Below are 16,662 nucleotides of genomic sequence, written 5' to 3'. Positions count from 1 at the left end.
ACAGCCCTTAGGACGGGGCTCACGCAGGTTCAGCTGTGTGTGCGCAGTGCTTGTGCCAGCCACTGGTAGTCGGGAGCCGTCGTCAGGAGCGGCTGCTCGCTGCGGATGAGCGCCGGCAAGTTCCGGTACCGTTCCGCCAGCGCGTCCACGCCCGCCTCGATCCGCTCCAGGACTTCGGCGCGGCGGGGTGCGTCAACACCCGTGCCGAGGAGTTCGTCGAGGAGCTGCGCGGCCTCGGCCGACTCTGGAGCAATGTCACGTTCACGAGCGGGGCCGGCGAGCACGGCGACCCTCTGTTCCCAAGCCGACGAGACGCGGGTCTGACGAGCGGGGCACGGGACAGATCGCCACTCATGCCTGCTGCCACGTAGCCGAGTCATAGGTGGATGGGCAGGTGGCGGGGGCCGCGGAGCATGGCGTTCTGCCGGTAGGGGGGCGGGTCCTGGGCCAGGCTTGCTGTGCTCAGATGGGGGATCAGGGCGCCGAGCGCGGCCTCGGCCTCGAGGCGGGCGACGGGTGCGCCGTAGCACAGGTGGATGCCGCTGCCGAAGCCGAAGTGCTGGTTGTCCGGCCGAGTGGGATCGAACCGATCGGGCTCGTGGAACCGCCTGGGGTCGCGGTTGCCTGAGGCCAGCGCCAGTACGACGGACGTTCCTTGGGGAATCGTGGTGCCGGCGATGTCGATGTCGGCATGGGGGACCCTCTCGCGCATGTGAACCGGGGGTTCGTAGCGCAGTAGTTCCTCCACCGCCCGCGGCAGCAGGTCGGGCTCGCGACGCAGGTGGTCCAGTTGCTCGGGTTGGCGCAGCAGCGTGAGGACTCCGTTGGTGATCAGGTTGACCGTGGTCTCGTGCCCCGCGATGAACAACAGCACAGTGGTTTCCGCGAGTTCCTCCTGGCTGAGTCGCAGGGCCGGATCCGGCTCGTTGACGAAGGCGGAGAGCATGTCGCCGGTGGGCCGGTCGCGGCGCTGTTCAGCGAGGTTGACCAGGTACAGGCCCATCTCCTGCCGGGCCTGGCGGCCCGTCCGGTCCCGTTCCGTGGTGTCTTCTTCGGGCCCGATGTCGGCGGTCGCGACGATGGCGTCGGTCCATGCCTGGAACAGTGACTCGTCCTCGCGCGGGACGCCGAGCAGCCGGCAGATGACTGTGATGGGCAGGGGGTAGGCGAAGTCGTCGACGATGTCGATCTGCTTGCGGTCCCGGAGTTCCTCGATCAGTTCCCCGGTGATGCGGGTGATCTCGCCGCGCATGGCGTCGACCCGGCCAGGGCTGTGCGGTGGGCCGAACGGCCGCATGGCCAGGGTGCGCAGCCTGTGGTGCTCGGGGTCGTCGAGCCGCAGGAACGGTGGCTTCACCGTCTCACCGGACGGGTACGGGGACGGAGCGGTGCGGATGCGTGGATCGGCACTCATCCGAGGGTCGTGGAGCAGAGCGGCGATCTCGTGGTAGGTGCCGATCAGATAGCTGCCGTCTGCCTGGCGCACGACGGGACCGGCCTCGCGGAGTTCCGCGTACAGCGGGTAGGGGTTGGGGCGGCTCTCGTAGTCGGTGATCCGTGCCAGCAAGGTCTCGGAGTCCATTGTGGCCCCTCGTGGTTGGGCGGGACGTGGGTCAGCGGGTGGGCTGTACCACCGTCAGTCGGCGATCGGGCAGGTGACCGGTGAGTGCCACGGTGGGGCCGTGGGACAGCCCGCTCGGGTCCGGCACGTCGGAAGGAATCGTGATGTCGGCCGCGATCGCGCGGTCCGCCGAGCCGGGCGGGGGCGGGAACGGAGCGGCTGTCTCGATCAGGTGCTTGTAGTAGTCGAGCGACTTGGCCATGTCGACGGTGACGGCGGCGGTGACCCGTCCTTGGAAGCCGTAGACCACGGCCAGGCGGCGCGCCTCCAGAGAGCCTTGGGCGATGACCACGTGGTCGGAGTAGGTGGGCACGCCCACCGACTTGATGTTGAGCCCGAACTGGGTCGACCAGAACGTCGGGACGGCGAGGTGCGGGCGACGCAGGGGCCCTGGACTGACCATGTTGTGGGCCGCCACCTCGGCCTGTGCGACCGCGTTGCCCCAGTGTTCCAGGGAGAGCATCTGGTACCCGAACAGCGGGTGCGGGAACCGGGAGACGTCGCCGGCCACGAAGACGTCGTCGGTGACGATCCCGTACATGTCGAAGGCCCGGCAGCCGGCGTCACAGGCGACGCCGCGCGGCCCCGCTGCCAGCCCGGACTCCGCCAGCCACTCGACGTTGCGGACCGCCCCCAACGCCACGACGCACACGTCCGCGTCGACACGGCTGCCGTCGGACAGGTCCGCACCGGTGAACCGGCCGTTCCCGTCCCCGCGCAGGGTGGTGACCGTCACCCCGCAGCGCAGGTCCACGCCGTGGTTGCGATGCATGACGGCTGCAAGTTTCGACAGGGTGCCGCCGAGCGCGCCCACCAGGGGTGCGGGGCCGCGTTCTGCGACTGTGACCTCGATACCCCGCTCCCGGCAGGCCGAGGCGATCTCCGAACCGGTGAAGCCGGCGCCGATCACCAGCACCCGACCCGGCCCGGCGGCCAACCGCTCGGCCAGGCCCCTGGCCTCGTCACTGGTGCGCAGGGTGAACACCCCGGCCAGGGAGGCCTCCTCCGGGTTGGGCCAGGGGCGCGCCCGGGTCCCGGTGGCGATGAGCAGACGGTCGAACGGCAGCGACTCGCCGTCGGCCAGCATCACCCGTTTCTCCAAGGGGTCCAGGCCGGTGGCAGCTACTCCCAGCCGCCAGTCGGCGTCCGGGTCCCGGCGCATCGGCAGCGCCGTGGTGTCCGCCGACGCCTTGCCGAGAAGTACCTGCTTGGACAGTGGTGGGCGGTCGTACGGCGGATGAGGCTCATCGCCCACCACGGTGAGTGAGCCGGTGAAGCCCTCCTCGCGCAGCGTCTCCGCGGCCCTCAACCCGGCCAGTGACGCGCCGATGATGACGATACGGCCGCCCCGCAGATCACCGGGCACGGGCGCTCACCCCCTCGCCGGCGAGGATGGCCTGGACCGGGCACGCAGCCGCAGCCTGGCGCACGCGCTCGACCTGGTCGTCCGGGACGGCCGTGGCGTACAGCAACCCCTCTTCACCGTGCAGCTCGAACACCTCCGGCGCGAGGAACACGCACTGCGCATAGCCCTGGCAGCGCGTGAGGTCCACAACGATCTGCATGGCTGGTCACTCCCTGAGTCGTCCCGGCGTCCCCTTCCCTTTCTACGCCGGTATCGCAGCGGGCGCCCTTCACGCCCGTGTCCCACCGGGTGCCCACCTCGCCACTCGTTCTGCGGTACCCGCAGGGGGTGGCAGAGGCGGTTCGCAGGACGTGGGCTCAGCACCTAAGGAAACCCACCGACCCCCAGCAGGTCGGGAAATTGTTTGACCCGTTGGACCAGTGGCGTGGCGTGGGCATAGCTGGGGTGTGACCTCCTCCGGATCGGTGTGCGGCAGGAGGGTGGCGGTCAGGCGGTCAGGCGTCCAGGGGTTCGGCGAACGTGCGATAGGGGCCGCGGCCGGTGTGCAGCTGCCACAGGGTGTCGGCGAGCACCTCGGGGTCCTTGCGCGGGTCCCCGGGCGTGATGGCGCCGGGGATGATCAGCTGGGCGACATGGATGTTCTCTGCTTGCAGCGCGTCGTGCAGCAGTTGGCCGTAGGCGCTCTCGGCGGCGAACGCGACGGAGGTGCCGGCACGGTCGGGGTGCGGGCGTACCGCGGTGCCGCCGTTGACGAACACGACGGTGCCGTGGCCCAGTTGACGCATTCCGGGCAGGACCTGCTGTACGGCCGTTGCGGGGCCGTGCACCGAGAACGCGAGCGGGGCGGCCAGGTCCTCGGAGCTGGTGTCCAGCACCGGTTTCATGAAGTCGCGGTGGGGGAGCGGGCTGTACTGCAGGACCTCGATCGGGCCGAGCAGGGTGGCGGCAGCGTCCAGAGCGGCCTGCAGGGAATCCGGGTCGCTGACGTCGGCGGCAAAGCCCTGGGCGCGGATGCCTTCCTTGGCCAGGACCGCGGTGAGGTCGTCCAGGTGCTGGGGGGTGCGGGCGATCAGCGCGATGTCGTGGCCTTCGCGCCCGAAGCGGCGAGCGGTGGCCAGGCCCAGGCCGGGGCCTGCGCCGATGATGGCGACAGTGGTCATGGTGTCTTCCTCACGAAGGGGTCGCTGCTGCGGTGAGCAGGCGAAGGGGCGGGGTGTCAGGCGGGGGTGAGACGCAGGGTCGCGGCACGGGCGGTGTCCGCGACCATGGGCGGGACGTAGGCGCTGTAGCGGGCGTACTTGGTGCGGTAGGCGCCGTCCAGGCGTTCCGCCGGAGCCGGGTCGTCGACTTCCGTGAAGATCACGTCCCGGTCGACGCCGCCGGCCGCGATGTAGCCGGTGTGGGTGGCCCGGGCGGTGCGGAACCAGGCGCCGCTGCGGCCGCGGTAGGCGCGCACGTACAGGTTGTCGCCGTGGCGCACGACCCAGATCGGCGTCGGTGGGCGCAAGCTGCCGTCCGTGTGACGGGGTTGGATGCTCAGTTCGTCCGCGCTCGCGATGCGGGACAGTTCGTCCGGTGTCCAGGTGGTCATCCGTGGGCCTCCTTCTGGGTTGGGCAGCGGTCGTGGCCGCAGCGGGCTGGGCTGGGCACCGGTGATGTCGCCGTCCGCCCCGGTCGGCATCATCGACCCGGTATACCGGGCCCCTGCACCGGACGGGTCGCGTCAGCAGGTTGTTGCAAGTCGGCAGAACCCCCGGCCGTCGAGCCCGGCCTTCAGCCTGATCTTGTGGACAGCACCAAGGACAACACAAAGGACTACACCAAGGACATCCGGGACTTCCTCGCCGGCCGCCGAGCGAGGAACACCCCGCGGGAGGCGGACCTGCCCGCCTACGGCGGCACCGACGCGTGCCCCGACGTGCCGGCGACCGATGCAGCCCGGCCCTGAGACCCAGCGCAAGGCCGTGCAGGGCCGGCCGGCTGTGGCTCAGGGCCTGAGGAGCGTCTTGACGGCGCGTCGCTCGTCCATCGCCCTGTAGCCCTCGGGGACCTGCTCGGCAGTACCAGGTCGAAGACTTGTAACCCCGTGCGGCTGCCGTGCCGACATGCATTGCGGACGAACCGGCGGACCGAATCTCCAGCGGAAACACGGTGCAGAAATCGCTACCTGAACAGCTCCATTTCCCAGCTCAGCGTGTGGTCGGCGACAAGTGCAGAGGCTTCCCGCCTCCCACGCCCGCTGTGCGCTCGCCCCCGGGGCGCCGGACGTGCATTCTGACGAAGGGGCAGTGTCCGCCTCGCGAGGTTCGGTACGAGCACGCGTGGTGTCGCGTTCCAGGATGCCGACAGCGTGGCCGTCCGGATTGCACGGGCCGGTGCACCGCTGAGCGGGGAGCGGATCAGGTCCCCGCTGGAAACGTCTACTTCCCCGTACCGAACGCCGGCGCGGCGGCGGAGGCGGCCTCCCGGTACGGCGGAGGAACCATTCGGGCGGCGGAGGGCGATCACCGCACGGCCCTGTTGTGTGACTCCCATGGTGCTGTCTTCGGCGTCGAGTCTCCTGCAGTTCCGAGACCATTGCCCGCGGCGGTCAAGGCTCCCCGCCACTGGTTCCGTCAGGTCCCGCCGACAGGGCCGCATGGCTGTTCAGAGTAGGGATCCCATGACAGCACATGGCTCCCGGCGGATCGTTTCTGGCCCGAGAGGATCTGGAAATGTCTGACAACGACGTGAGCATACGGAAGGTGCTGGCCATCGTCACGAACTACGGTGTCGAGCAGGACGAACTCCTGGTGCCTCTCGAGCACCTGCGGGGCTGGGGCGCCGATGTGGATGTTGCTGCTGTGTCGGCGGGCGACGTTCAGACCCTGGTCGGTGACAAGGATCCCGGAGAAATCGTTCGGCCCGAACTCACTCTGAGGGAAGTGGACACGGCCGACTACGACCTACTGCTCGTGCCGGGTGGCACGTTGAACGCCGACAGGCTGCGTCGGCAGGACTCGGCGACGGAGATCGTCCGCTCCTTCACGTCGACCGGTCGCCCCGTAGCAGCCATCTGCCACGGCCCCTGGATCCTGGTCGAAGCGGGTGTGCTCGAAGGCAAGAAACTTACCTCCTACCCGTCACTCACCACCGACATCCGCAATGCCGGTGGTGAATGGGTCGACGAGCCAGTCATCAAGGATGACTCCCGCGGCTGGCCCCTCATCACCTCGCGCAACCCAGGTGACCTGGGGCCGTTCCTCCGTGAGATCGACGCAGCACTCGCCGTAAACGCTCACTGACCATTACTGGTCCTGCCGCTGAGCGGCTTCTACCAATAGTGCCTTCGACCGGCGACCGCGTGCCCCATCGATCCGAGGATCCAAAAGACAACCCCGATCACCGCGAGAATGATCCCGATTGTCCACAGGATGGAGATTCCGGTCAGGAACCCGATGACAAGCAAAATGACTCCGAGAACGATCACAGCGTGCTCCGATCTCGCCTATGTTTTCACTTCCCACTGTGATCCCCGAATGCCGCATGGGCAACTGCTCGGGGAAGCGGGGGACAAGCCCAGCCTCACATGACCCGTTGTCCGACGGAGACCGCTCGGAGATGGTCTCCGGATTCGTCTGGCGCCCCGCGATCCCGACGCTCAGACGGCTCCGGGAAGCTCTTTCCATCCGTCCGGATGAGAGGTGGGTCCTGGCCGCCAACCCGACCGCGCATGGAAGCTGCGGTGATTTCCGTTCTGGCAGCGGCGAGCGACGCCACGTAGAGGGCACGAGCCGGCTCAGTCGCTTCCTGTTCCTGCTTCGGGTCTGTCTGGCACGAACGACCTCGCCCTGCGTCCTGCACACAACACTGCACAACGCGGCCACCAGTCGTTGCGTGCAGTGATGGCGGTCCCCAGGCCGCGCGCGACAGCCCGAGATAAGGTTGGCGAAGGCTGTATATCATGAAATTGCGCCTCGTGAATGTGGCGCGGTAGCTCGTCGTCGTCTCCGATTCCGGAGAGGGAACATGGCCGCAGGCGAAGAGGACGGGACAGAGCGCGTCCGGCGCTCGTCCAGCAAGACGCCCGCCAAGAAAAGCGCCCGGAAGACCAGCACCGAACGGGCAAGCAGCCGAACGAGCGAAGGCGAAGAGAAGCGCACGTCCCGGCGGCTCTCCGCACCGCGGGCCATGCGGTACGCGGCTGAGCAGCTCCAGGAGCTTCTTGGCCGCGCCCCCGAGTCCGTCTCGGCCTTGAAGCCGACGGAAGAAGGCTGGCAGGCGAACGTGGAAGTCATGGAGCTGGAACGTGTTCCCGGGACCACCAGCGTGATGGCGAGTTATCGAGTGACGCTGGACAAGGAGGGCGAACTGGTCGCATACGAGCGCACCCGCCGCTACACCCGAGGGCAGATCGACCCACGTGGCTGAGGCCGGGGATGCCACGCAACACCGCATGAACGGAAACGGCCGCGCCAGGAGCGAGCCGTGAAAGGAGGCACCATGACTGTGGTGCCGCAAGGTGGAGGAACCATTTCCAGGGGCGGTGGCGGAGGGTCCGGGAACCTCTACGACATCCTCGAATTGATTCTGGACCGCGGACTGGTCATCGACGTCTTCGTGCGTGTGTCGCTGGTGGGCATCGAGATCCTCAAGATCGACGCCCGCATCGTCGTGGCGAGCGTCGACACCTACCTGCGCTTCGCGGAGGCCTGTAACCGCCTCGACCTGGAATCGGGCCGGAAGGCACCCGCTCAACTGACCGACCTGGTAGGTGAAGTCACCGAGGGCGGGGCGCACGGCAAGGCCAAGGGAGCCCTGAGCGGGGCCGCAGAAGTGGTGACCGACGCGCTCAAGGGCGGAGACGACGACGAGGAGTCCGAAGAGAGGCGCAAGGAGCCCGAGGAGAGGCGGGAGCGGCCGAGGCGTCGGCCTGCCGCCCGACGCCGTGAGGAGTGAGTCATGGCCGTATACGTCTACTCCATCGTCGCGGCCGGCCATCCGCAGCGCCTGGACGACCTCGACGGGGTAGGGAACCCACCCACTAGCCTTCGCACCGTGAAGACGGACAAGCTGGCGGCGGTCGTCAGCGACTCACCCGAGGACCTACGGCCCAAGCGCAGGGACCTCGGCGCACATCAGGCCGTGCAGGAGCGGCTGATGGCCGACGGCACGGTTCTGCCGTTGCAGTTCGGCTTCACCACTCTGGACGACGACGCCGTACGGGCGGTCCTGGAGGACCGCAAGGATGAGTTCAACGAGCGGTTGCGGGCACTGGAGGGCTGCGTGGAATATCACCTGAAGGCTGCCCAGGACGAGGACGCCCTGCTACGAGAGATCCTTTTGGAGTCCGACGAGGCGCGCGGGCTCAACGAGGAGATCAGAAGCGGCAACAGCAGCCCGGACCTGTCGTTCGCCCTCGGCGAGCTGGTCTCCCGGGAAGTGCAGGAGCGGCAGGACCGGCTCGCCGCGGGAGTCCTTGATGCTCTGCGGGGGTTCGCACGGGAGGAACGCGCGTCGCAGGCGACGGGAAACGACTTCCTGAGCGTGTCCTTTCTGGTGGAGCGGGACAAGGAGCAGAGCTTCCTCAGCGAGGAGCAGGGTCTCGCCAAGGAGCTGGGGGAGGACTTCGACCTCAGGCTCGTCGGCCCGTTGCCCGCATACAGTTTCGTCTAGGGAGTCCTCATGGGACTGTTCACTCAACTCGCCACCCTCCCACTGGCGCCGGTGCGCGGCGTGGCCTGGGTCATGGAGCGCGTCGTCGAGACCGCGGAGAACGAGTACTACGACCCAGCCCCCGTCGAGCGGGAACTCGCCGAGCTCGAGAAGGCGCTGCTGGCAGGAGACATCGACGAGGAAACCTTCGACCGGCGCGAGGACGAGCTGCTGGACCGGCTGGACGAGATCAGGGCCCATGTCCAGGGCACCGACACCTGATCGCGGCAGCTGCCGCGGAGCCCGAGCGCGTTACGCGCTCACGTCGCAATGCCGGGACACCCGGATAGAGGTGCAGCGCCGTGAACGAACCCGTCGCCAGGAGGATGGGCGACTTCCCGTCCAGGGCCACTCCCTACGGTGGTCAGGGGTCCTCGGCCAATCTCGCCGACATCCTGGAGCGGGTCCTGGACAAGGGCATCGTCATCGCGGGCGATATCCAGATCAACCTGCTGGATATAGAACTGCTCACCATCAAGCTGCGCCTGCTGATCGCGTCGGTGGACAAGGCGAAGGAGATGGGCATCGACTGGTGGGAGCACGATCCTTCGCTGTCCTCACGCGCCAACGACGGCTACCGCTCACTCGCCGAGGAGAACAAGAGGCTGCGTGCCGAGATAGATGCGATGCGTGAAGGCGGTGAGTTGCCACCGGCCGAGGGCGACGAGAGCTCTGCAGCCCCGCGCCGCACTTCACGTGCCAAACGTGCAGCGCCCAGAGCCCGCAGTGAGAGGCGGGACGCGCCATGACCGAAGCCATCACCTATGCGTACGCAGTCGCGCGGGATGCCGACGGATCATTGGAGGAGGTTCTGTCGGGGCTTCCGGGGGTGGCGGATGCGCCGGTGCATCTGGTGCGCGTAGCACAAGGTGACGATGTGGCAGTTGTCGTGAGCGCGGTGCCTGAGGAGGACTTCCAGGAGGCCGCGCTGCGCGTGCATCTCGAGGACCTGGACTGGCTGGAGTCCGTCGCCCGCGCCCATAACCATGTGATCGACGCGTTGGCTGCTCGCACCACCGTACTGCCACTTCGTCTGGCGACGGTGTACCTCGACGACGAGCGAGTTCGCCTCATGCTCCAGGCCCGCCGCGAGGCATTTGCCGGCCGACTGACCGCCCTGGCCGCGCAGGTGGAGTGGGGCGTCAAGATCTATGTCGAAGCGCCCGAGGCAGCCGCGAGCCCGGCAGAACCAGCCACGGAAGCGGGTCTGAGCCCGGGACGGGCCTACCTCAGCCACCGCAGAGCACAAAGACATGCCCGCGAAGACGTCTATCGGGGCGCCTCACAGGCAGCCGAGCGGATCGAATCCGCAGCCCGTGTCCATGCCGTCGACCGGGTCCAGCACCGGCCGCAGCAGGGCGAACTCGCGCGCGGGCCCGGAGAGAACGTCATCAACGACGCGTACCTCGTGCCGCTCCAGCATGCTGAGTCCTTCCGCGCCGATGTCCTGCAGGCTGCGGAAGGATTTCCAGGGGTGCGCGTCGAAGTCACCGGGCCCTGGGCCCCCTACTCCTTCGCTACGCCGGCTGATGCCGAGCCGATGAAGAGGGTCGTTCCGTGAAGGCGCCGGACAGGCCGCAGGCCATATCGGAGGAACCGCCGCTGGCGGAGCGGCAGATCGCGCTGATCGACCTGCTGGACCGACTACTCAGCGGAGGCGTGGTCCTCACCGGTGACATCGTGCTCTCCATCGCCGATATCGACCTCGTACGCATATCGCTGCGCGCGCTGATCGTCTCCATCAGCGAACAGAATCCATCCCCGTGGCATGCCATTTCAGCACCCGCAGGAGACAACGATGACAGGTGAGGACCACCCACCCGGCAACCGCTTCGACGAAGTCGCCGACGCCGCCACCCGCGCCTTCCGCCTGCTGCCCGCACCGCCGCAGGACGTCATGACTTGTGGTCGGGCAGACCGCAGGCCGGTTCAGCGGATCACCACCGACCGCGACACGGTGGAACGAGATCTGATGAAGCTCGTCCTCACGATCGTCGAACTGCTGCGACAGCTCATGGAACGCCAGGCCCTGCAGCGGGTGGACGCCGGAGGCCTCACCGAGGAGCAGGAGGAGCGCCTGGGAGAAACGCTGATGATTCTGCACGATCGTATGATTGAACTCTGCGCTCGGTACGACCTTTCCATGCAGGACCTCAATCTGGATCTCGGGCCTCTCGGAACGCTGCTGCCACCCACCGAATGACCGTGAAGGAGCACGACATGGGCATCGGAAAGAAAACCAGGAGCATCGGAAAAATCATCGAGGGAAAGACCAAGGAGATGGCCGGGAAGGCCGTGGGCAACAAGAGTATGGAGAGAAGGGGAAAGGCCGAGAAGGTCAAGGGAAAGGTGAGGCACGCAGTGGAGAAGGGCAAGGACTCCTTCAGGCTCTGAAGGAGACCCTCAAGCCCTCAAGCTCTGACAGCCCTGGTCCCGCCGCACTCAGCAACGGCGGGTCGGTCGGGGACGTCCAGCGCAACCAGATGCTCAGCTGGCCGGGGGTGGGTGACAAGGCGCGTCCACCACACGGTCCGAATGCTGCGGTGCGCTCCGAGTGGCGCAGTGCATCCATTCGGACCGAAGGGGTGTGAACTGCCGACCACTTTGCCGCGTACCGACTCGATACGCCCGGCAACCCGGTCGGCATCCCTCACCAGTTCACGTACGACCTCACCGGCTCGGCAGACCATCGCGACGCGCAACTGCGCCACGCGTTCAGCCAGTCGCTGCGCTGGGCCACCCGGACCGGCGTGACCGCGATCGCGGTCGAGGACCTGGACTTCTCCAACGGGAAGACACGCGAGAAATTCGGCCGCAAGAAGCGGTTCCGTCATCTCATCCGCGGCATCCCCACTCACTCCTCCTCTTCGTCGTCTCCCTGCTCTTCGTCTTCCTCTTCCCAATCGCCCTCGTCCTCCTCGTCGTCTCCTTCCTCCTCGCCCTCGCCCTCGTATTCCTCGTCTCCTTGCTCCTCGCCCTCGTACTCCTCGTCCTCCTCCTCGCCTTCCTCTTCGTCCTCTTCGCTGTCGTAGTCCTCGGCTTCTTCGTCCTCAAGAGCGTCTTCGTGACTCCGTACGACCTCGCCGTCGCGGATTTCGCCGCGCCAGCCATCCGGCTCTTCATCGGTGAGGGTGACGTGGCGCTGGAAGTGTTTGAGGTCCAGCCGCAGGCGCCGCCCCTGAGCGCGCCACAGATTTCCGGTCTTTTCGAAGAGTCCGGAGGCGTAGTACTCGACGACCAGAACAATGCGGGTCAGTCCGGGTGTCAGTTCATGGAAGCTGACCGCACCGCGGGTTGATCCCTTGGCGCCTTCGGACGTCCAGACGATGCGTTCGTCGGGCACCTGCTCCTGGACGGTCGCTTTCCAACCCCGAGTCGACGGACCGACTTTGGCCTTCCAGTTACTGGACGTCTCGTCGGTCCTCGAGACATTCCGTACGCCCTTGGTGAAGCTGCTGAACTTCTCGTACTGCGTCCAGTGGTCGTAGGCCGTACGCAACGGCACCCCGACATCGATGACCTCGATGATGTTGGTGACCTTCTTGTCGCCTGATTTGCGCCCATGCCCGCCGCCGAGCGCTTCCTTGGCCTTCCCCAGGACGCTGTCCTTGACATGCTTCGCCGTCCCGGAGAGCACAGCCTTGAGGGGGGAGTCACCTCCGAGGAGGGCGGATCCGACCTTGGAGAGTGATCCGCCGTTCTGTGCGACGTCGGTGAGCTGGTCCGTCACATCGATCAGCTTGTCGCCGGCCCGTTCGGCCAGATCCCCCACCCACGCTGTGAGATAGTCCGCGAGTTCTCCACGCAGCCGGTCGAGTCCCGAGTCCGCGTTGTCCTGTTCCGTTTTTGCCATGACCGGTTACCTCCGGCGCTCGACGCGCGATGATGTCTTCTTGGCGCTCTTCCTGGCGGTCTTCTTCGCAGCGGGAGCGGCCTTCTTCCGTGCGGCAGTCTTCTTCGCAGGCGCCTTCTTGGCGGCAGATTTCTTCGCAGGTTTGGCGGCGGTCTTTTTCCCTGGCCTCTTGGCGGTGGCTTTCTGCGTCGCGGTCTTCTTGGTTGCGGTCTTCTTCGCGGCAGTCTTCTTAGCAGGGGCAGTCTTCTTGGCGGCGGTCTTCTTGGCGGGAGCCGACTTCTTCGCAGCGGTCTTCTTAGCTGGAGGGGTCTTCTTGGCGGGAGCCGACTTCTTCGTAGCCGTCCTGCTCGGGGTGGCCTTCTTCGGGGCGGCCTTCTTCGCGGTGGCCTTCTTGGCGGCCCGCTTCTCCGCACCCTTCTTCGCGGGGGCTGCCTGCTTTGTCCCGTCACGCCGGCCAGCGGCCGACTTGCTGGGCGTACGCTTCCTCGGCGCCGGCTTCGTAGCAGCTCGGGGAGTGCGACGGCGTGGCCGCTCTTCGGGCTCTTCCTCCGGCTCCTCTTCCTCCGGCTCCTCTTCCTCCTCCTCCTCTTCCTCTTCCTCCGGTTCCTCTTCTTCTTCTTCCGGCTCCTCTTCCTCGCCTTCTTCCTCTTCGGGCTCTTCTTCTTCCTCCTCGTACTCGCCTTCCTCGTATTCCTCCTCGGGTTCCTCTTCCTCCTCGTATTCCTCTTCCGGCTCCTCGCCCTCGTCGCGGGCGTACTCCTCCTCGCCCTCTTGCTCTTCCTCCTCCCCCTCTTCCGGTTCTTCCCCGCCGCTTTCGAGTTGGAGAGTACGTTCCCGGAGTGAATCGGCGAGCGTCGTCAGCCGACGGTTGGCAGCGGCGGTGACTGCCTCCCGACCGGCGTTCATGACCTCCCCACGCAGCTGCTCACCCAGATCCGCAACCTGCGGGATCTCTCCGAGTTTGCGGATCCCTTGAGTCACGAGCTGTCGCGGTTCAAGCCCGAATTGACGCCCGGCAATATAGGACGCCGCCGTAAGAGCGAACCGGCCCTTCTTCGTACGGCCCAGCACATAGCCGCCGGCCAGGGCTGCGGCGAGCAAGATCTTGTTTGCGTCATTCATGGGTGCGTCACCTTTTCATGGGCAGGCAGCCGATCGGCGTCTGCGCAGGGGGCCGCCACTCAGCGGCATTGCTCCGCCATATCCAGAGTTGACGGGTGTCCTGGCCCGCGCATCCCGAGCGGCCCATGAGACCCCTTCAGTCACGCTCCAAAACAGGCTGATCCCGCTCTGTGACGGGACGTCTGGGCGGGCCGCGGGCCGTGCCGTAGCCGTGGGTGGGGCCACCAGGGATTCGTGTCTCCACAGCCCGCCATATGGGTCACGGCCGTCGCCTGTGAGTTCTGAGCATCGGCGGGTACCCGAAATCGCACGACATTGCAAAGGCAAGTGTCCTCGTTCTCGACTGCACGGAGCCCGAAGCCCTTGCGGAGGTACGCCTCATTCCTCGATGCGGAAATCCAGGCGATGAGTGATCCTGATTTTGTGGAAATCGTCGGCCACGACGGCGTGCACCTGGCGCTCCGCCGGGATCACGGCTACGCCCCTCCCGGATCTCCGCGGCCGGAGGACGCCCAGCAGTCGCATCTTCGGGTACTCGTCACGCACGGTGATTTGGGCGAGGCGGAACGCGAGGCGGTGAGCCTCGCGCAATGCCGATAGACACCATGGAAAGCAGTGGGCCACGCGGCGTGCGCTTCTACGCCGACCCCGCCGGGCACTCCTTCCCCCTAGCAGTGTCGCAACGGAACGGGCCGACGGGTCGAGGAAGGGAAGCACCATGAAACTGCCGGAGGCCCGAGGACAGGTGTCTGCCGCTTTGATCGAGGCGTTCGGCCGGGAACCGGGTCGGCGCGTGCTGCCCGACACGTCCCTGGTGGGGAGCGCCGATCCGTACGGTGGTGATCTGCAGCTGTCCCTCTATCTCTGCTACGAGCTGCACTACCGCGGCTTCGACGGGGTGGACGGCGCGTGGGAGTGGGATCCGGAACTGCTCAGGGTGCGTGCCGCGCTGGAGCGGGGCTTTCTGGCGGCTCTGCGCGTCGACGTGCCGGTTGCCGAGGATGTCGGCAGCGCACTCGACGAGGCCGTTGTGGAGCCGGTGGACGCCGAAGGCGTGTCGTACTTCCTGCGGGACGAGGGCGAACTGTGGCATCTACGCGAGTACGCCGCCCAACGCTCGCTGTACCACCTGAAGGAGGCCGATCCGCACGTGTGGGTGATTCCCCGCCTGACGGGTCGGGCCAAGGCGGGAATGGTAGCTGTGGAGTACGACGAATTCGGAGCGGGACGGGCGGAACGGATCCACTCGAAGTTGTTCGCGGACCTGATGGCAGATCTCCGTCTGGACACCTCGTACGGGCGCTACCTCGACGCCGGATCGCGGCAGATGCTCGCGACCGTCAACCTCATGTCGCTCTTCGGGCTCCACCGCTCACATCGTGGTGCGCTGGTCGGTCACTTCGCCTCGGTGGAGATCACCTCCTCCCCGGGGTCGAGGCGCCTCGCGGAGGCATTGAAGCGAGCCGGCGCCGGGCCGGCGGCGGTCCACTTCTATACGGAGCATGTCGAGGCCGACGCCGTGCATGAGCAACTCATGCGACATGAGGTCGTCGCCGGTCTGCTCCAGGTGGAGCCGGATCTGGCACCAGATGTCGCGTTCGGTATCGCGGCCACCGGATGGTTGGAAGACCGGTTCGGGGAGCAGTTGCTCGGCGCCTGGCGGGACGGCGGGTCCTCACTCCGCGTGCCGCTGCTCGCCACTGGCGGAGAGTAGACCGCCGGAGTCACACGTCCCCAAGATCGGGCGGTGGTGGCGGCAAAGCGTGTACGACGATCGCGGGTGGGGGATTCGAAGGAGTGGGCACCTGAATGAGGAAGGGGAAGAATTCAATCTGGCCGCCCCTGTTCACAACCCGCTTCGAAACCCGGTAGCACACGATCGCGTTCGGATCACTCATGGTCGTGTAGCACTGAAGCACCGACGGCGCGACCGGGGAATTCTGCGGTGAGGCAACGGAGACACTCGCTGATGTGCCCAATATGCCGGCCTCCAAGCACAAGGAAGCCGCCGCTGCGACAGTGATGGTCCGCAAGGTTGTCTTCTTCATGTTCGTCAGCCCAAAGGCTAGGAGTGAACTGGACTGTCCCATCAGCGCGCTGGGGCCTTCGCCCATATTTTCTCATGCTTCGGCTGTGTCATCATTTCCCATCGCGCACCCGCGTACCGGTCCCCGACGAGCGGTCACTCGAGGAAACTCCTGAGCCATGTCCGGTTGGTTGAATCCGCAGCAGCATCACTTGCGTTGTCACCGGCTGCCGCAACGGGGAGCTTTTCTGCTCAGCCCTCACTGCGTCTCCTGAAACGGGGATCTTCGTAGATGAGCCTGGTTGAGCCGCTTGCCGGGCAGGGCAGAGCCGATCATCGCCTGGCTGCACGTTTCAAGCGACTGCGCATCCGCTGGGAGAGACGCGCCGACAACCACGAGGCCTTCGTCGGACAGCCCTTAGCCGTTGTTCGTGAGGGACCTGGCGCTCGCAGACGTTGCATAGTACGGGGAGCGACGCCAGTTCTCGCGACCTACGGCAGACAATGCCGGCTTCCATAGATGGACGCCGTGCCGACGCTCCCACCAGATCACAGTCCGCCAGGTGTGTACGAGCCCGAGCCCCAGTATCAGCTGAAAGCCCAGGCCAATAAGCGGCCAGTGCGCGACGTACGTACATCCCAGCGTCACCAGAAGAACGAAGGCCGCCACACGAAAGCAGCCTCGCCGCAGATGGCGAGTCTGCTCCTCGCTCTGCTCCAGAACCGACGCATCCTCGACCGCGACAGCGGCGCTGAACGCACGCAGCTCACGCGGCCGGGACACCAGAAAATTGACCGCCCAGAACAGCGTCAGGACTGCAACGCCGCCGAACTGGACGCGCCCGGCGGTGCCGGAGAGCCTCAGATCATCCGCGGTGGAGAAGACAAGCACGTCCGCGGCAATCCCCACCAGGATCCCTGCCAAGCTCTCTCCAAGCTGAGCAGCAACGACCCGCACAAGCGGCGGCGCACCAGCCATG

General features: G+C 66.7%; 22 protein-coding genes and 2 pseudogenes. 14 read left to right on the top strand and 10 right to left on the bottom strand.

The features are described 5' to 3' along the window. Positions 1-29 precede the first annotated feature (29 nt). The 6 genes from ACIA8E_RS34405 to ACIA8E_RS34380 all read right to left on the bottom strand — a co-directional run bounded on the left by ACIA8E_RS34405 (position 30) and on the right by ACIA8E_RS34380 (position 4,578). Positions 30-284: a hypothetical protein gene (locus ACIA8E_RS34405; protein ID WP_399304148.1), complete on the bottom strand. Its 255-nt coding sequence runs from the start codon at positions 282-284 to the stop codon at positions 30-32. A 92-nt stretch (positions 285-376) separates the two neighbouring features. After that, on the bottom strand, positions 377-1,582 hold the full coding sequence (locus tag ACIA8E_RS34400; RefSeq protein ID WP_399304146.1) for a cytochrome P450: 1,206 nt from the start codon (positions 1,580-1,582) through the stop codon (positions 377-379). Positions 1,583-1,613: 31 nt separating this feature from the next. Continuing rightward, the gene (locus ACIA8E_RS34395) at positions 1,614-2,987 is read right to left on the bottom strand and encodes an NAD(P)/FAD-dependent oxidoreductase (RefSeq protein ID WP_399304144.1); all 1,374 of its coding nucleotides are present in this window, start codon (positions 2,985-2,987) and stop codon (positions 1,614-1,616) included. After that, positions 2,977-3,186, bottom strand: a complete 210-nt coding sequence (locus tag ACIA8E_RS34390; protein WP_326746178.1) for a ferredoxin — start codon at positions 3,184-3,186, stop codon at positions 2,977-2,979. The genes ACIA8E_RS34395 and ACIA8E_RS34390 overlap by 11 nt, the downstream gene beginning before the upstream one ends. Before the next feature lie 295 nt (positions 3,187-3,481). Beyond that, positions 3,482-4,147 (bottom strand): SDR family NAD(P)-dependent oxidoreductase, encoded by a 666-nt coding sequence (locus tag ACIA8E_RS34385; RefSeq protein ID WP_399304142.1) that lies wholly within the window; start codon positions 4,145-4,147, stop codon positions 3,482-3,484. 56 nt (positions 4,148-4,203) lie between these two features. Next, on the bottom strand, positions 4,204-4,578 hold the full coding sequence (locus ACIA8E_RS34380) for a DUF2255 family protein (protein WP_399304140.1): 375 nt from the start codon (positions 4,576-4,578) through the stop codon (positions 4,204-4,206). A gap of 195 nt (positions 4,579-4,773) precedes the next feature. Here ACIA8E_RS34380 and ACIA8E_RS34375 point away from each other — a divergent pair, with 195 nt between their 5' ends. Both ACIA8E_RS34375 and ACIA8E_RS34370 read left to right on the top strand, forming a co-directional pair. After that, positions 4,774-4,935 (top strand): hypothetical protein, encoded by a 162-nt coding sequence (locus ACIA8E_RS34375; protein ID WP_399304138.1) that lies wholly within the window; start codon positions 4,774-4,776, stop codon positions 4,933-4,935. A gap of 766 nt (positions 4,936-5,701) precedes the next feature. Beyond that, on the top strand, positions 5,702-6,271 hold the full coding sequence (locus tag ACIA8E_RS34370; protein WP_399304207.1) for a type 1 glutamine amidotransferase domain-containing protein: 570 nt from the start codon (positions 5,702-5,704) through the stop codon (positions 6,269-6,271). Between the two features lie 29 nt (positions 6,272-6,300). Here the strand turns inward: ACIA8E_RS34370 and ACIA8E_RS34365 are convergent, their stop codons facing one another. Continuing rightward, entirely contained in the window at positions 6,301-6,456 is a 156-nt protein-coding gene (locus ACIA8E_RS34365; protein ID WP_093770747.1) for a DUF6131 family protein, read from the bottom strand. Between the two features lie 539 nt (positions 6,457-6,995). Between ACIA8E_RS34365 and ACIA8E_RS34360 the strand changes: the two genes are divergently transcribed. The 10 genes and pseudogenes from ACIA8E_RS34360 to ACIA8E_RS34315 form a co-directional block, all read left to right on the top strand. Further along, a complete protein-coding gene (locus ACIA8E_RS34360; protein WP_399304136.1) occupies positions 6,996-7,397 on the top strand; it encodes a gas vesicle protein in 402 nt (133 codons plus the stop codon). A 72-nt stretch (positions 7,398-7,469) separates the two neighbouring features. Further along, positions 7,470-7,925: a gas vesicle structural protein GvpA gene (locus tag ACIA8E_RS34355; protein WP_399304134.1), complete on the top strand. Its 456-nt coding sequence runs from the start codon at positions 7,470-7,472 to the stop codon at positions 7,923-7,925. Between the two features lie 3 nt (positions 7,926-7,928). Next, complete coding sequence (locus ACIA8E_RS34350; RefSeq protein ID WP_399304133.1) at positions 7,929-8,642, top strand: GvpL/GvpF family gas vesicle protein; 714 nt, start codon at positions 7,929-7,931, stop codon at positions 8,640-8,642. 9 nt (positions 8,643-8,651) lie between these two features. Continuing rightward, the gene (locus ACIA8E_RS34345; protein WP_399304131.1) at positions 8,652-8,903 is read left to right on the top strand and encodes a gas vesicle protein GvpG; all 252 of its coding nucleotides are present in this window, start codon (positions 8,652-8,654) and stop codon (positions 8,901-8,903) included. A 104-nt stretch (positions 8,904-9,007) separates the two neighbouring features. Beyond that, positions 9,008-9,430, top strand: a complete 423-nt coding sequence (locus ACIA8E_RS34340) for a gas vesicle protein (protein ID WP_399304205.1) — start codon at positions 9,008-9,010, stop codon at positions 9,428-9,430. Continuing rightward, complete coding sequence (locus ACIA8E_RS34335) at positions 9,427-10,242, top strand: GvpL/GvpF family gas vesicle protein (RefSeq protein ID WP_399304129.1); 816 nt, start codon at positions 9,427-9,429, stop codon at positions 10,240-10,242. The genes ACIA8E_RS34340 and ACIA8E_RS34335 overlap by 4 nt, the downstream gene beginning before the upstream one ends. Then, the gene (locus ACIA8E_RS34330) at positions 10,239-10,490 is read left to right on the top strand and encodes a gas vesicle protein (RefSeq protein WP_399304127.1); all 252 of its coding nucleotides are present in this window, start codon (positions 10,239-10,241) and stop codon (positions 10,488-10,490) included. The genes ACIA8E_RS34335 and ACIA8E_RS34330 overlap by 4 nt, the downstream gene beginning before the upstream one ends. Beyond that, the gene (locus ACIA8E_RS34325) at positions 10,480-10,884 is read left to right on the top strand and encodes a gas vesicle protein K (RefSeq protein WP_399304125.1); all 405 of its coding nucleotides are present in this window, start codon (positions 10,480-10,482) and stop codon (positions 10,882-10,884) included. Before ACIA8E_RS34330 ends, ACIA8E_RS34325 begins: the two co-directional genes overlap by 11 nt. Positions 10,885-10,901: 17 nt before the next feature. Continuing rightward, a complete protein-coding gene (locus ACIA8E_RS34320; protein ID WP_399304123.1) occupies positions 10,902-11,075 on the top strand; it encodes a CsbD family protein in 174 nt (57 codons plus the stop codon). Positions 11,076-11,275: 200 nt separating this feature from the next. After that, positions 11,276-11,536: pseudogene (locus tag ACIA8E_RS34315) on the top strand (IS200/IS605 family accessory protein TnpB-related protein); the annotation flags it as partial. On the opposite strand, the gene ACIA8E_RS34310 reads toward ACIA8E_RS34315, so the two are convergent. Next, positions 11,536-12,534: an SRPBCC family protein gene (locus tag ACIA8E_RS34310; protein ID WP_399304121.1), complete on the bottom strand. Its 999-nt coding sequence runs from the start codon at positions 12,532-12,534 to the stop codon at positions 11,536-11,538. The pseudogene ACIA8E_RS34315 and the gene ACIA8E_RS34310 sit on opposite strands and share 1 nt — an antisense overlap. A gap of 6 nt (positions 12,535-12,540) precedes the next feature. Beyond that, positions 12,541-13,656 (bottom strand): histone protein, encoded by a 1,116-nt coding sequence (locus tag ACIA8E_RS34305; protein ID WP_399304119.1) that lies wholly within the window; start codon positions 13,654-13,656, stop codon positions 12,541-12,543. A gap of 314 nt (positions 13,657-13,970) precedes the next feature. On the opposite strand from ACIA8E_RS34305, the pseudogene ACIA8E_RS34300 reads away from it, so the two are divergent. Both ACIA8E_RS34300 and ACIA8E_RS34295 read left to right on the top strand, forming a co-directional pair. Next, a pseudogene (locus ACIA8E_RS34300) lies at positions 13,971-14,378 on the top strand (VOC family protein). Continuing rightward, positions 14,375-15,370, top strand: a complete 996-nt coding sequence (locus tag ACIA8E_RS34295; RefSeq protein WP_399304117.1) for an iron-containing redox enzyme family protein — start codon at positions 14,375-14,377, stop codon at positions 15,368-15,370. Before ACIA8E_RS34300 ends, ACIA8E_RS34295 begins: the two are co-directional and overlap by 4 nt. Positions 15,371-16,100: 730 nt before the next feature. Here the strand turns inward: ACIA8E_RS34295 and ACIA8E_RS34290 are convergent. Then, positions 16,101-16,607 (bottom strand): hypothetical protein, encoded by a 507-nt coding sequence (locus ACIA8E_RS34290; protein ID WP_399304115.1) that lies wholly within the window; start codon positions 16,605-16,607, stop codon positions 16,101-16,103. Positions 16,608-16,662: the final 55 nt, after the last annotated feature.

The sequence above is a fragment of the Streptomyces sp. NPDC051664 genome, from assembly GCF_044453545.1.
Classification (GTDB): Bacteria; Actinomycetota; Actinomycetes; order Streptomycetales; family Streptomycetaceae; genus Streptomyces.
Note: the sequence above shows the minus strand (reverse complement) of the source record. Positions and strands in the feature narration are given on the sequence as shown.